This is a genomic window from Mycobacterium sp. NPDC050551 (assembly GCF_040674075.1).
In the GTDB taxonomy this organism is placed as follows: domain Bacteria; phylum Actinomycetota; class Actinomycetes; order Mycobacteriales; family Mycobacteriaceae; genus Mycobacterium.
Map to the genome: position 1 here is coordinate 1140196 of NZ_JBFARC010000001.1, position 15432 is coordinate 1155627.

Annotated in this window: 9 protein-coding genes; 6 read left to right on the forward strand and 3 right to left on the reverse strand. The window is 64.6% G+C overall.

The window, feature by feature from the left end; all coding sequences use genetic code 11:
- Window positions 1–45 precede the first annotated feature (45 nt).
- The 3 genes from AB0K11_RS05465 to AB0K11_RS05475 all read left to right on the forward strand — a co-directional run bounded on the left by AB0K11_RS05465 (window position 46) and on the right by AB0K11_RS05475 (window position 7168).
- Window positions 46–3408 carry a Swt1 family HEPN domain-containing protein gene (locus AB0K11_RS05465; RefSeq protein ID WP_364973066.1) on the forward strand — a complete coding sequence of 1121 codons (3363 nt, stop codon included), beginning with the start codon at window positions 46–48 and terminating at the stop codon, window positions 3406–3408.
- A 225-nt stretch (window positions 3409–3633) separates the two neighbouring features.
- Complete coding sequence (locus AB0K11_RS05470; RefSeq protein WP_364973068.1) at window positions 3634–4863, forward strand: hypothetical protein; 1230 nt, start codon at window positions 3634–3636, stop codon at window positions 4861–4863.
- Window positions 4864–5341: 478 nt separating this feature from the next.
- On the forward strand, window positions 5342–7168 hold the full coding sequence (locus AB0K11_RS05475; protein ID WP_364973070.1) for a hypothetical protein: 1827 nt from the start codon (window positions 5342–5344) through the stop codon (window positions 7166–7168).
- Window positions 7169–7428: 260 nt separating this feature from the next.
- On the opposite strand, the gene AB0K11_RS05480 is transcribed toward AB0K11_RS05475, so the two are convergent.
- Window positions 7429–9138 (reverse strand): hypothetical protein, encoded by a 1710-nt coding sequence (locus AB0K11_RS05480; protein WP_364973072.1) that lies wholly within the window; start codon window positions 9136–9138, stop codon window positions 7429–7431.
- Between the two features lie 128 nt (window positions 9139–9266).
- On the opposite strand from AB0K11_RS05480, the gene AB0K11_RS05485 reads away from it, so the two are divergent.
- Both AB0K11_RS05485 and AB0K11_RS05490 read left to right on the forward strand, forming a co-directional pair.
- Complete coding sequence (locus tag AB0K11_RS05485; protein ID WP_364973074.1) at window positions 9267–10943, forward strand: hypothetical protein; 1677 nt, start codon at window positions 9267–9269, stop codon at window positions 10941–10943.
- 213 nt (window positions 10944–11156) lie between these two features.
- Window positions 11157–12551 (forward strand): hypothetical protein, encoded by a 1395-nt coding sequence (locus tag AB0K11_RS05490; RefSeq protein WP_364973076.1) that lies wholly within the window; start codon window positions 11157–11159, stop codon window positions 12549–12551.
- A 10-nt stretch (window positions 12552–12561) separates the two neighbouring features.
- Here the strand turns inward: AB0K11_RS05490 and AB0K11_RS05495 are convergent, their stop codons facing one another.
- Window positions 12562–13845, reverse strand: a complete 1284-nt coding sequence (locus AB0K11_RS05495) for a threonine/serine exporter family protein (protein WP_364973078.1) — start codon at window positions 13843–13845, stop codon at window positions 12562–12564.
- Between the two features lie 94 nt (window positions 13846–13939).
- On the opposite strand from AB0K11_RS05495, the gene AB0K11_RS05500 reads away from it, so the two are divergent.
- On the forward strand, window positions 13940–14899 hold the full coding sequence (locus tag AB0K11_RS05500) for an alpha/beta hydrolase (RefSeq protein ID WP_364973080.1): 960 nt from the start codon (window positions 13940–13942) through the stop codon (window positions 14897–14899).
- Here the strand turns inward: AB0K11_RS05500 and AB0K11_RS05505 are convergent.
- Window positions 14874–15422 carry a YceI family protein gene (locus AB0K11_RS05505; RefSeq protein WP_364973082.1) on the reverse strand — a complete coding sequence of 183 codons (549 nt, stop codon included), beginning with the start codon at window positions 15420–15422 and terminating at the stop codon, window positions 14874–14876. The two genes, AB0K11_RS05500 and AB0K11_RS05505, sit on opposite strands and share 26 nt — an antisense overlap.
- Window positions 15423–15432: the final 10 nt, after the last annotated feature.

Sequence of the window (15432 nt, forward strand, 5' to 3'; positions counted from 1 at the left end):
GGTCGCCGGTGAGGCGACTGGACGAAGAAAAGGAGTTGAAATGACATGGCGTTGAGCAACCGTGACCGCATCGACCGGATGTTTCAGACGGTGGCCCCGGCTCTGGACGATTTCATTGCCTCCGTCATCGGCCAGGGTGATCCAGCACTCGGAGCGGCTTGGACGAAACTCGTCCAGCTCAGAGACGGGAAGAAGGGCGCGCCGTCAGACAAGACTTACAATCCGCTCGACCCTCAGGTGCAGTTTCGAATGCTGACCGAAACGAGCATCACCAACGGGTTCAAGCCGGGTTGGTACCCGTTCAGCAAGACGTTGGGCAAAGCCGGAGAGTCCTTCGCCATCGAACTCCGTGAAGTCCGCAACACGTGGGCCCACAACGGCACCTTCAGCGACGACGACGCATACCGGGCGCTAGACACCGGCGAGCGACTACTCAAATTGATCGGTGCCGCGACGGAGGCCGACGAGGTTCACGCGATTCGACTCAATCTGCGCCGCGTGACCGCGGATAAGGACGATAAAAAGACACTCAAGGCCGCCGTCGACAACCCCGGAGCGGCCGGGTTGAAGCCTTGGCGCGACGTGCTGCCTCCCCACCACGACGTCGCCACCGGCAATTTCGCCGCGTCCGAATTCGCCGCGGACCTCTACAAGGTCGCCTTCGGCGGTGAACAGGATTCTGGTTATGCCGATCCGGTTCAGTTCTTCCGCCGCACCTACCTCACCGAAGGCCTAACCGACCTAGTCGGCCGAGCCGTGCGTCGACTGTCGCGGGACGACAACGCGCCACCGGTCATCAACCTGCAGACCAACTTCGGCGGCGGCAAGACACACTCGATGCTCGCACTGTGGCACGTCGCAGCCGGGCTTCCCGTCGGAGAGTTCCCCCAGGAAACCCAGGAGTTACTCACCACGAACGGCTACACCTGCGCCAAGGTCAGCCGTGTCGCCATTGTCGGCAACCACTTCAGCCCGTCGGGAACGACCAAGGACGACGGCACCCACGTCAATACCATCTGGGGCGAACTGGCCTGGCAACTCGGGGGCTCCGAGGCCTACGCCTTGGTCGCCAAGGCCGACGCAGACCGCACCACACCGGGCGAAGCCCTGCACGACTTACTCGCCAAGTACACGCCCGCCGTCATCCTTATCGACGAATGGGTTGCCTACGCCCGCTCCCTTGTTGGCCGCGACGACCTCGCCGGGGGCACCTTCGATGACCAATTCACCTTTGCACAATCGCTCACCGAGGCCGCGAAGGGCACTCCCGGCGTCCTGTTAGTCATTTCGATTCCCGCATCGGAAACCGGTGGCGACGCCAGCAACGCCGTCGTCGGCAACGCCGAGGAAGTGGGTGGCGCGCACGGCCTCGAAGCGCTGAAACGGTTGCAGAACGTCGTGCGCCGCGTCGCCGAGCAATGGCGGCCAGCGTCCTCTGCCGAGGCTTACCAGATCGTCCGACAACGCCTGTTCATTCAGCCCGATGGTGCTGCACTCGCCTCGATCGGCGCCACCGCGCGCGCCTACGTCAACATGTATCGCAAGTACACCGACGACTTTCCACGCGAATCCCGCGACACCGCATACGAAGACCGCATCAAGCGGACCTACCCAATCCACCCCGAGCTGTTCGACCGTCTCTACGAAGAATGGTCCTCGCTGGAGCGCTTCCAACGCACCCGCGGTGTCCTCCGGTTGATGAGCACCGTGATCCACGCGCTGTGGACAGGTGAGGACGCCTCACCGTTGATCATGCCTGGCTCGATCCCCCTAGCTACGGCGAACGTGAACGCCGAACTGACCCAGTACCTTCAGGATTCGTGGAAGGCGATCATCGACGCCGATGTCGACGGGCCGGGGTCGGAACCGGCCCGTATCGACAAAGAGAAGCCGCTCTTCGGACAGCGGTCGCTTACGAAACGGCTCGCGCGCACGGTGTTCTTCGGTGCCGCCCCGACCATCGGTTCGGCACACAAGGGCTTGGAAACCCAGCGGGTGTTCCTCGGGACAGCGGTACCCGGTGACGTCACCGGGAATTTTCACTCGGCCCTGACGCAGCTTGGTGACCGGGCTACCTACTTCTACTCCGGGTCGGGCAAGTACTGGTACGACCTGCAGGCCAACATCACTCGCACCGCCAAGGACCAGGCTGAGCAGCTGCATAAGGAGGATGTCTGGGCGGAGATCGTCCGCCGTTTGCAAGCACAGGCCAAGTCCCGCGGCGACTTCGCCGGTGTGCACGTCTGCCCCGAATCAAACGCCGATATCCCAGACACCGATGAAGCCCGATTAGTGATCCTGCATCCCAAGGTTGCGCACAAGCGGGGATTGGACTCACCTGCTAGAGCGTTCACCCAGGAGGCAACCGAGCACCGCGGCACCGCCAACCGGACCAATCGGAACATGCTGGTGTTTCTCGCGGCCGACGAAGCGCGGCTCGAGGAACTCGGTGCAGCCACGCGGGACTACCTCGGCTGGACGCATGTACTGGCCAACGAGGCCGATCTGGATCTGACCCAAAACCAGAAGAATCAGGCAACCACCCGCCAGTCGCAGGCTGACCAGACGGTGAAGTCGCGGCTATTACAATCGTTCACATGGGCATTGGTCCCGTCACAACCCGATGCAAGTGCTCCTTTCGTCGTGCGTGAAACGAAGGTCGAAGGCCAGTCGGAGTCGTTGGCTGAGCGCGTCTCCCGCCGGCTCGGAAACGACGGTGATCTATCCGTTCGCCAAGCCGCAGTGACCATTCGTCTGGCCATCAACAAGGTGCCACAGATTTGGAAGGAGGGCCACGTCACCCTCGGCGAGCTGTGGGGGCTGTACTGCCGGTACCCGTACATGCCGCGCCTGCGGGATCGGCGCGTTCTAGAGGAGGGTGTCCTGGACCTTCCGATGATCTGGGAGACAGACGCGTTTGCCCTGGCAACAGGCATCGACACTGCCACAAGACGGATTGTCGGACTTTGGATCCCCGGAGACACCAACTCAGCACCCAATCCAGCGGACTCGTTGCTGTTGGTGCGTCCCGACGTCGCGACCAATCAACGACGCCACGAACAATCAACAGATGCGAGTTCCGACACCAGCGCTGACACCGGCATGAGCGCTAGGACTGACACTGGATTCCGAACCGGGACTTCAACCGGAACTGGGATCGGCCCGATCGACATCGCCTTTACCCGATTCTACGGAGTGAAAACACTCAGCTCCGATAAGATCGCGATGGATTTCAAGAAGATTGCCGATGAGGTGATTGCCAACCTGCGCGAGCAGGGCATTAATCTCGTCGTAAAAATCGAGATTGAAGCTGTCGACTCAACCGGCTTCGACGAAAGCAAAATTCGGACCGTATCTGAAAACGCAAAGACTTTGAAATTTGATCAGTCAGGATTCGAGCCGGCGTGATCTTCAGATGCCTCCTGCCTGCCATTCATCGAGCAGTGTGCGCCGATGAACGCCAGCCCTGCCTGCAAGTTTGTGACACCGAAGCAGTAATCGACTACTATTCATGGCCCAGAAAGTTTCAGTCCGGACCGGGCAAGGCCCGAGCAAATTCACGAGAGGCCTCAATCCCGACATCGGCTCTGAATGATCGGTGGAGCACCCTCTGTCTCATACGGCGGCGCCTTAATGTCGATTGACAGTTTCACCTATCCTTTGGCGATCATCGGCGGCGGACCAGCCGGACTTGCCGCAGCCGTATCAGCTGCCAAGATGAAGCCGATAGTAGTCGATGCTGGCCCCGCGCTCTCAGACCGAGTTAAGGACGACCCACAAACCGTCGTGTCGGGAGTTGGTGGCGCTGGGCTGTATTCCGACGGGAAGTTCTCATTCTGGCCGTCGGCCACCGGACTTTGGAAGCTCCGTAGCGACTATCTTCATGTCGCCTATGAATGGCTGCGACGCGTTCTGGGCGATGTCGGCACCGATGCGCCCGATTTGCCGACCGCCCTTGATATTCCCGATTACCGCTTAGTGAAGAAGTATGATTCGAAATACGTGAGTCAGGTCAAACGAGAGAAGATCATCGGTTCGCTGGCTGGTGAAGTACCGAACTTCAGTCTGGGTTCCCGAGTGGACAGCGTCTGCTGGGCGGACCGAGCTTGGAAACTAACATTCAAAGACCAGCGAGTAATCTACGCCGATAGGATTCTGATCGCGACCGGGAGGTTCGGTCCGGCATTCATGTCTGACTGGCTTCCGCGAGACGCTTGGCGTGCGCTCAGGCTTGAAGTCGGGATCCGAATTGAGCAGCACAACAACGCCTTCTTTCTGGATGCAGTCAATCAAACTGACCCAAAGTTCATATTTCGCGATGACCTGAGTGGCACTGAGTGGCGCACCTTCTGTTGCTGTCGGTCGGGAAGGGTGATCAAGACCGCCATTGGCGGCCTTACCACCGCGTCTGGTCGGGCTGACGCGCCTTTCACCGAGTATTCGAACGTAGGGTTCAACGTGCGGATCACAGACCCGACTGCGGCCGAGCCTTTATGGCTTTCGTTGCGGCAGAGAATCGAATCAGCGGGGGAGCTGGCTCAGCAACCGCTCGCCGAGTTTGCTATGACCGGTCGAGGACCGCTGGCCGATGTGTTCGGGGATGAGCTGACGGAGAGTCTCCGACACGGGATCGGAAGACTTGTGGGACACTTCGGTTCGAGTGTACTGGCGGATGCTACGGCTATCGGACCTGCCTTGGAGGGCGTTGTGTTTTACCCTAGACACACTGACTCACTCGCGGTTGAGCACGCACCCCACGTGTGGGTCGCGGGGGATGCCGCGGGCACTTTTCGCGGACTCACGGCGGCTCTGCTCAGTGGATATGTGGCAGGTCTCGCCATTGCACGAACGGAATTTTCGTGAATCCGCGAAAGATGATCTACACAGCCCAATCGAAGCACTTCTTTTATTGCCGAGATGCTGTCTGCGAGTTCGTTTTTCGGAGCGGCTACGTTCCGTTGAATCCGTTCCGAGTATTTGACTACTTTCTTAGTGATCGTGTCCCGCGATCTCTCATACGAGAGGGCAATCGCCGACTTCTCGAAGTGAGCGATGAGGCTTGGGTCTTCGGCGAAGACCTCGCAGATGGAGTGCTCATTGAAATTTCCCAAGCCAAGCGACTAGGAAAACCGGTTCGCTATTTTTCGATCGATACATCGGCCGACTTAATTCGTTCAGTCGACCCGACGCGACTTGCGTTCGAAAAGGAAGTTTCCAGCCATTCGGGCTTGGATCAGTCCGTACTACTCTCTTACCTCCTTGCGGACCGAACGGACGACGTAGTTCGCGCCCTCGGTAGACTCGACGAACTCAACGAGTTGCTCTGACCGATTAGAAGCCTATGGCAGTTTATCTGCACTTTCTGGATCGCGAGCTGTGGGGCGCTGCAGCAGGTCGCCTGCCGGCCGAAGACGCCATTAAGGTCCTGCGAACGCTTGCGCTCCTGACAGACGATGTGCTGTATTGCGGACTTTCCGCTTTGTGGGAAAACGATTCGCTACCAACCTGGGCACTCGACGAACTTGAGGCGCTCATGCTTTTCGATAGATTGACTACAATAAGTTCAGATGCCACGCAATCCGAGTTTCTTGAACACCGCCGAGTAGCGTACGCACACGATGCGCATCGATACCCTCGCTACTTCGAAGAAGACAGATCCATCCAATGGGCGGTTCCAACATACCAGCGCAAATCGGGTAGTACCGGGCCGCTGTCTACTAGTTTATGGTCGTGGGCTGACTCAAATTCTTCTGGCGTGCAGTCGTCTTCGATAATAATCCCTCGCTTCGCCGCTGCTGAGCCAATTAAGGCAGGGCTCAATCAGCGCGATGGGCGTGCCATCACTTTCAGTCTATTTGAACCATATATTCGTGATAATAAGAGCTCCGTTCAAGTGGCGGCCAACATTCGACGCCAGATTAGTCGGAGTTTCACCTCGGGTTACCTTGATGAACTTAACGGCGACATTGTAACCGGCATAACTCAGCTTGGGCATTTTGACAATATGTCGAGAACCTTTCCTATCTACGATGTTCAGCTTCTTGGAATGCTTCTCGACTACTGCAGCTTGTCTGACGTAGTCGACCGCCAGGACACTGACTTTGACGCGTGGGTTCACTGGCTCGGTTTCAGGCAGGCTTCATGCTCGACCATGGTCCCTGCGAAAGTGCGGTGGATTCTGCGCGCGTTTCGTCCGGTTGTGCCGCATTCTGATTTCGGAACACTCTTCAACCACAGGGTCGAGATCCGAGACACTTTACTCCGAGCAATGCGGCGAGGGGCAGTGGCGCCATCTTCACCTGTGGATAATTTGGAGCAGAGGTGGCAGAGTGCCGAAGCTCGATTAGATTGGCTTGCGCAATCGATAACTGAACTAAACAAGGATGTTGGGATTAAGCTAGAGATGGCACGAAGTGATTTCAGTATGACAAGAGCTGATGTTGTCTTGATGACCGTGAACGACATAGAGACTGCGGCGATCCGTTCAGCGCTCGAGTCAAGAGGGCTAACAGGCCAAATTCATAACGGACGCACTAACGTATACTGGCTCTACGGTCCTGTCGGAAATGCAACGGTGGCGCTGCTGCGCAGCAGTATGGGTTCTGGAGGCCCGGGCGGTTCCGGATTAACCGCGAGAGATGCCGTAGAGGATGTAAACGCTGGCGCGCTTATCTCGATTGGTGTGGCATTCGCTATGGACGAGAAGCAACCAATAGGCCAGGTCCTGATTTCGGAGCGATTGGCCACGTACGAACTATCCAAGATCGGCACAGCGGAATCGGGTCAGAAGATCGTCGTCAACCGCGGTAGCGAAGCGTACGGCGCTACGCGACTACTCTCGCGGTTCCGCGATTCAAGGCTCGAAGACATCGGTATCGAGGTGAAGACGGGGCTAATTTTGTCAGGAGAAAAATTACTTGACAATCGCGAATTCCGAGACGAATTGAAATCGAGGTATCCAGAGGCGATCGGTGGAGAAATGGAGGGAAGTGGAATCCTGTCCACCGGCAGCCGAGAGAACGTTGAGTGGCTCGTCGTCAAAGCTGTGTGCGATTACGCTCACAACAAAGGTAAGGACAAAGACGAACGGCAGCAAGTTGCTGCCAAGGCGTGCGCGCGTGCAGTCTTGCACGTACTCGAGCAAGGTGGACTGCCGCGTAGAACATAAATGTATAGCCAGGCCCTCAATTGTCTAGTGAGGTCGCGTGAACGCTCGATCGCCGAATGGCGTAACGCGCGAATTTACGGCATGCGTCTTCAAGTTTCCATCGGTTGCCTACAGTGGCGGCGGGGCTATCCCTAAAACGGAGCTCGTTTACGCGGCGACGCACCGAGAACGCCGGGTTGCCGGCGGCAAGGTCTCGGGATCCGATAAGCGATTGGTGACTGCCAGCCCACGATGCGGCATGTCAAGGGTAAACCGGCAGCCTACGGCGATTCCGGGAACGTCAGCGTCGGCCCGTCATACGAGCCGCCACTCCCACTCGACGGGAGCTCCGGCTCCACCGGAACCACCGGCTCCGGCGCGACCGGTTCCGGTGCGACGGGCTCAGGCGCGGCGGGCTCCAGCGCGACGGCCGGCGGTGAGTACGCCGGCTCCTCCGGCGGGGGCGAGTACGCCGGCGCCTGCGACGGCGGCGACTCAGGCTCCGGTTCCGGCTCCGGCGGCACCGTCGGAACCGTCGTCGGCGTGCTCGTCTCCTCCGACGTCGTCTCGGTCGTCGTCTCCGTAGTCGTCGTCGGGCTTGTCGTCGTGGGGCTAGTAGTAGTCGGAGACGTCGTGGTCGGCGTCACCGACGTCGTCACCGTCGTCGTCCACGTCGGAATCGTCGGGTACGGGTTGAAGGGGTTGAACGGCACGATCGGCACGCCCGGCACCGGCACCGCAGGCACGATCGGTGCGCCCGGCACCGGTACGGGACCCGGAATCTGCACCGGCGCAGGCACCACTGGATTCGGTCCGCGATTCACCGGCACCCGCACGGCCGGAGCCGACGGCGCGGGCGACACTACCGCGATCGGCAGCGCCACCGGGTCCGGCTGATGCGGCACCTCCGGCAAAAACCGCCCCGGCACCGTCTGCGGCTGCAACGGCGGCGCCGGCTGCGCCTGCACATCAGCCACCGGCCGGATCGTGATCGCCACCGACGCCGCTAGCGTCGCGAACGCCACCACCACGAACGCGAACGCACTGCCCATCAACACCGTCTTCGGCGGCGGCGGCGCGATCATCGCCGTGTACGCCTGCTCGTCCTCCAACTCCGGGACGAACTCCTCCATCTGCTCGAACGGCACCTCGTATTCGGCCGGCCCCTCTTCCGAGTACGCCAGCAGCGGCCCCACCGCCGCGGAATCCGTGGCCGGCGCCATCTGCGTCGCCGCACCAGCGGCCGGCGCCATCTGCGTCGCGTCACCCGCTACGGGCGCCATCTGCGTCGCGTCGCCCACCGCGGGCGCCATCTGCGTGGCCTCGACAGCCGCCGGCGCCATCATCGTCGCCGCACCCGCCGGCAGTCCCGAGTCGGACGCCGTCTGCGCCGCGCCCCGCGCGATCGCATACCCCGCATCCTGCGGCACCTCCACCGGCACCGTCGTATTCAGCTCAGCGGCGATCGACTCGAGATCCAGCCGCTGACCCACCAGCACGATCCGCACGGTCTCCCCGCTGGGCACCGACTGCAGCACCGCCGCACTCGCGACGGCCGCACCGGACAGACCGATCGGCAGCGACGCCAGCACCGACGTCGAGTCCTCGTCCTCGCCGACCCTCGTCAGCGACACCGTGTCATCGTCGGACAGCAACAGCGCCGCGTCGGCACCCACACTGCGCGCCAGCGCCGCGGCCGCCTCGGTCTCGGCCACCACGTCGACGTTCGGCACGCCCGCGCCCACCACCGACTGCCGCAGCGTCTCCGCCTGCGACGGGTCCGGCACCACCAGCCGGATCGCGGCCACCCGGTTGCCCGACTCGGCCACCTCGCGGTACGTGCCGACGATGGTCTCGGCCAGGTCGGTCATCCCGCCGTCGGGCAGGTCAAGGGCGTACTGGTCGAACACCTGGCCACCCGAGGCCGCCGAGCCGACCATCGCCAAGCGAGCAACGCGCCCGGTGACCGCCACCCCGAGGACTACGTCCACCGGCCAACTCCTTCACTCACTCGTCGAACCGCCTCGAAGCTACCCGAGTCCCCCCTTGTAGACAGGGGCGAAAATGAGCACGCTGAGGTGCCAACACCGCAAGGTGTCATCACTGAGAGGATCGTCAGGTGAGCGACCAGCGTTACGACGCGCCTCCCACCGTCGCGGCGGCCGGCACCACCCCGCCCGGCCTCGGCCGATCGCCCCGCGCCGGCTACGTGCCCACCCGCCCCAACCTGGTCCGCGACGTCAAAGCCGTCGTCCTGCTCGTCCTCGGCCTTCTGCTGCCGTGGAACCTCGACTTCGGCCTCGGCGCCTTCGGCGGCAGGACGTCGCTGTGGGTGCTCGTGATCGCCGTGACGCTGCTCGCCGTCAGCGCCACCGTCGACACCCGCGTCGGCCCGCTGCGGCTCACCAATCCCGACCTCGACGCCCGCCTGCTCAGCCGCGTCCGGCTGCTCGTCTGCCTGCCGTATGTCCTGGTCGCAATCGGCTTCGTCGGCTACCACCTGCTGGAGACGTTGCGCGACGGCGGCACCGGGCTGGTGCCGCCCGGCATCGGCCCCGGCCTGATCGTCGGGCTCGGCGGCGCGCTGCTGGCCGCGCAGCCACCGATCACCAGCGTCACCATCGAGGAGAACCGTTTCCGTCGGTGGTATTCGGTGGCGCGGATGCTGGGCGCGGTGTCGATCGGACTGGCGACGCTGGCGGTGGCCTGGAACCTCTACTGGCGGCTGCGCTACCTGTTCGTCACCAACGTCGACTTCGGCGGCCAGGACGTCGCCGTCATCGTCACCACGCTGCTCTACGGCGCCGTCGCGCTGATCGCGGTCATCATCGCGTCGCGCTGGCTGCTCGAGAGGTCCGCCGCCGCCCGGCTGGCTACCACCGCGCTGGGCGGTTCGGCGGCGCTGGCCGCGACGCTGGTGTGGGTGCTGCCCGTCGGTCGCGACATCGACGCCTTTCACGGGGTCGCGCAGAACACGTCGACCGCGGCCATCGGCTACGAGGGCTACCTGTTCTGGGCGGCGGCCGCGGCGATCGTCGCCCCGACCACCCTCTACGCCGTCTTCCAGATCCAGCCGCCGACGCTGGGCGCCTACCGCTCGGCCGCGCAGAAGTGCCTGACGCTCATCGCGTTCTGGGCGTTCGCGGCGGCAGCATGCCGCGTCGTCGACTACCTCATCGCCCAGTCGCTCGACCTGACGCGCGCGCTGTACGACACCGTCGCAATGACGGTGTTCAACCTGATCACCGGCATCATCGCGCGGTGGCTGCACCGCCAGCTCGGCCGCGGCGACACCACCGCGACCGTCATCGCGGCGTTCAGCGCGGTACTGACTGCCTTCACCGTCGCGAACCTGGCCATCGGCCTTGCACTGGCGCCGCGCTACGCCGAACCCTCACCCGACGCGGTCTACGGCAACAACCTCGCCCAGCAGATCACCAGCACCTTCGACGTCGTCGTCTGCCTGCTGAGCCTCACCGTGCTGGTCGCCATGCTGTTCACCGGCCCGCTGGCCGGGCTCCTGGCGCGCCGACGCGAGACCGCCGCCGCGACGCCACCGCCCGCACCCCTGCCTGAGCCGGAGCCGGCGACCACCGTCGTCCCGCCGCCGCTGCCGAGAATCGTCCGGCGGCCGCAGGATTCGACGACGGTGATCCCCGCGCCACCGACCGAACAGATCGCCGCGCCGACCACCGCGCTGCGCATCAAGCGCCCCGAGCCGCCGACGCAGGCATTCACACCGCCGCCCGACGACGACGCCCCACCGACGACCGCGCACGAGCACCCGCCCAGCTGACCGGCGCGCTGAATCACCGAACTTGGGTTCGGTAGCAACCGCTACGTCATCGAATACCTCCACGACCCGCCGTCGACCGATGGCGGCCTGAGGCAAGGGACGGCGATGGCGGCATTCACCGACGACACCGTGGCCTTCTTCCCGCGCTACTCCCGCTCGTCGACGTACCCCGGACCCAAATCCCCTCCCTCCTCGCCTGATTGGACACACCCCATGACACAGCACCTCCGGCGTCTCGCCGCGCTCGCGGCGGTCAGCCTCGCCCTCGCCGCCTGCTCGTCGACCACCGACACCGGCACGGCGACCACGGCGACGACTCCCGCGGCCAACACTTCCGACTGCGCTGTCAATCCGGCGAGCGCGCCCGTTCCGACCGCCGAGCCCTACGAGGCGGTGCCGGCCGACGCCCGAGTGTCGGTGTCGGTCAACGGCATTCCCTCCGGGACGCTGCAGCCCGGTGCGGCGCCGGTCGAGGTGGACGTGACGGTGTGCAACAACTCGCCGGTCGCCTACCCGAAGTTCGGTATCGTGCTGGCCCTCGAGCACTGCAGTTGCGCGCCGAATCCGCTGACCATCCCCGAGGGCACCATCGAGCGCTTCGACGAGGCCACGCAGAACTGGATCGCGCTCGACCACCCCGCCATGGGCACCGGCATGGACTACCTCGGCGGTTACACCGACGAGCAGGATCTGCCCAAGGGCAAAAAGGTGTCGGTGAAGTACCGCGTCGCCCTCGACGCGTCGATGACCGACGGCAAGGGCGGCCTGGAAGTCTCAGCGGTGACGATGGATCCGCTCAACGAGATCGGCAAGGCCAACCTGCCGTTCACCGTGACCAAGGCACCCTCGTCGACGCCCGCACCCGACCCGCGGCAGTCGGTCGTGCCGCTGCAGGGCGTCACGTTCCCATTCGGGCTCGCCACCAGCCCGAAAGGTGACGTCTTCATCGCCGACCAGAACAAGGTGCTGAAGATCGAAGCCGGCTCGAACGACCAGTCCGAGATACCGTTCACCGGGCTCACCCAGCTCGGCGGGATCGCCGTCGACACCGACGGCAACGTCTACGTCACCAACGACAAGAAGGTCCTCAAGTGGACCGCCGCCACCGGCGAGCAGACCGCACTCCCCTTCACCGGCCTGGAGAACCCGCAGCACCTCGCCGTCGACGACATGGGCAACGTGTACGTCGCCGACGGGCAGCGGGTGGTCGGCTATGCCACCGCCCTCGAGCTCCAGGCGGTGTTGCCGTTCACCGACCTGGCGTGGATCCGCGCGATCGCCGTAGACAAGGACGGCAGCGTCTACGCCAACGACGGCGCGCACCACCGCGTGGTGAAGCTGGAGTTCAACAGCAAGGACCAGACGGCGATGCCGCTGTCCGAGAACGTCGAACCGGACGGACTGGCCATCGGCACCGGCGGCGAGGTCTACGTCGTCGACACGAACAACCGCCAGATTGTGACGCTCGCCGCCGGCTCCGGCGAGCAGTCGGTGCTGCCGGTGAGCGGCCTGAGCGGTCCGCGGGACGTGACGGTGGACGCCGCGGGCAACGTCTATGTGCTCGACGGCAACGGATTCGGGCAACTGGTGAAGCTGGCGGCGGGCTGATGCCCCGCCCTCACCGCCTCCGCCCGCGGATCGTCATGAACACGCTCCACCCGATCAGCGTCCCCAGCGCGATCGAGAAGATCGCGGCGACAGTCGTTCCCAGCGTCGACAGGTCGTCGCCCCCGCCCGTCACCGCCGCACCCAGCGACTCGAAGCTCAGCGCGCCGGGCACCAACGACCAGAATGCCGTCAGCATCATCACGATCGCCGGCGGCGACGTCTTCACCCGCGCCCCCAGCATCGCGAACGGCACCACCACGAACGCCCCGACCGCACCGGCGTGCGTCGGCGACAGAAACAGCCCACCCACCTGCTGGCCGACCAGCGCCACGCCGACTGCGGCCACCAGCCACAGCAGCGATCCCTTCGGCGCCGACAGGTAGAAGTAGATCCCGACGGCGATCACCACGATCGCGACGTACAGCGACCACGGACCCATCTGCGGGGACGGCGCTTGCGGCGGCAGCTGACCCGCGACGTGGATTCCCAGCCCCACCCCGAACACCAGCAGCGCCAGCTGCGTGACGCCGTAGATGAGCCGGGTGGCGCCCGAGATCACCTGCGCGCTGGCCAGTTCCATCGCCGCGATCGTCAGCGCCAGGCCGGGCAGCAGCGCCACCAGCGGCGGGCTGATCACCCGCAGCAACCCGTCGTTGGCCGCGTCGGCGACGAACCACGTCGCCAGCATCGTCACCACCGCGGCCGCCAGCGTCGGCAGCACCGCGCTCAGCGTCGGGAACGGCCGCCCGAGCATCAGGATCACGCCGACCACGAAGCCGAGGAACACGTAGCCCCACAGCGACGCCCACGTCGGGTTGATCACCATGCCGAAGCCCAGCGTGGTGATCGTGTAGCCGACAACCGTGGTGAGCGGGCCGAACCGCGGTGGCATCGACCGGGCGAGAGCGGCCTCGCGCGCGGCGTCCGCCGGCGTGATCGCGCCGACCTCGGCCAGCTCGGCGATCGCGTCGACGCGGCCCGCCAGGTCGAGTTGCGTCGTCGGCCTGACCACCGTCTCCACCTCGTAGGCGATGTTGCCGACCTGCACCACCAGCGCGGTCGGCAGCGCGACGATCCGGACGGTCTCGTCGGTGTACTGGGCGGCGATCGTCAGCAGCCGCGCCTGGACCATCTGCGCGGGCTGCTCACACTCGATCAGCGCGATGCCCAGTTCCCGCAGCATGGCCGCGACCTGCGCGTCGTCGTGGTCCTGCCCCTCGGCCAGTGCCTCCGGGATCTCCTTGCGGATGGAGTCCAGGAGCCGCCTGGATCGGCGAGGACGGGAGTCAGCCATCCCGCGATTGTGCGCGCGGCGCCTGTATACCGTGGGCTGCGCCTGACCAAAGTTCGCCTTTGAGGCAACGGCACCGTTACATTCAGTTCCCGAGATGACATCTTTCAACGACTTGATCCGCCACCCCTACCGCGTCCCGCGCGTCGACGACCCGCGCGCCGAAGGCCGGTTCACCCTCCCCGACGGCCGCCGCATCGGCTTCGCCGAGTTCGGCGACCCCAACGGCGACACCGTGCTGTGGTTCCACGGCACCCCCGGTGGCCGCCGCCAGTTCCCGCTCTGCGGCCGCCGCGCCGCCGTCGAACTCGGCCTGCGGGTCATCGTCCTGGGCAGGCCCGGCTCCGGCCTGTCCGACCCGTACGCCTATGAGGCCATCGCCGATTGGGTCGCGGACGTCAACCACGTCGTCGACATCCTCGGCGCCGAGCAGATCTCCGTGGTCGGCCTGTCCGGTGGCGGCCCCTACGCGCTGGCCTGCGCCGCCGTCCCGCCCCTGGCGAGCCGCGTCCAGGCGGTCGCGGTCCTCGGCGGCGTCGTCCCGTCGGTCGGCCCCGACGCGCTGGCCACCGGCGCCGTCGAGCTCGCCCGCAAGTTGGCCCCGGTGCTGCAGAGCCTGCGCCGGCCGCTGGCCGCGACGATGTCCGCGCTGCTGACGCCCGTCCTGCCGATCGCGCACTTCGGCTGCCTGGCCTACGCCCGGACCACGCCCGAAGGCGACCAGAAGGTTCTGCACGACCCCGAGATGGAGGGGATGTTCATCGACGACCTGGTGCTGCTCTCCAAGGGCGGCTTCCAGGCGATCGTCGACGACGCCCGGCTCTTCGGCCGCGACTGGGGCTTCAAGCTGGCTGACGTGCAGGCGCCCGTGCGCTGGTGGCACGGCGACTCCGACCACATCGTCCCGCTGGCCGACGCACAGAAGGCCATCGACATGCTGCCCGACGCCACCCTGGTGTTGCGGCCGGAGGAGAGCCACCTCGGCGGCTTCGCCACCGCCGATGAGGTGCTGCACTTCATCCGGGATCACATCAGTCCTTCGGACGCTCCGCGCTGAACGACACGGCCACCGCGTCCTCGACCTTCATCGCGCCCATCACCATCGAGTAGGGCTTCATCGTGAAGTCGGAGTGCAGGATCTCGGTGTCACATGACAGCTGCCACGAGTCGCCGGTGCCCGCCACCTGCACGTCGACCGCCTGCTCACGGGCGACGCCATGGATCTCCAACGTGCCGGTGAGCCGGTAGCCGTCGTCGATCGGAGCGACGTCGTCGGCCCGGAACGTGATCGTCGGGAACTTCTTGGCGTCGAACACGCCCAGCGCATTCGAGCGCGCCAGCATCTTCTCCGGACCCGACAGTCCCTTCACGCCGCCCTCGCCGCGCAGCACCTCGAGTGAGTCGACGTCGACCGTCACCTCCACCGCGACGGGCTCATCGGAGTCCCATTCCACCGAGGCCGTCCAGGACGTGAAAGCGATCGTCAGCCGGTGGCCCATCTTCGCCGCCGGGCCGGTGACGCCGGTCGTCACCACGAGCTCGCCGTGTGAGCCGTCCACCGTCCACTTTGAGCCCGTCACCGTACGAATC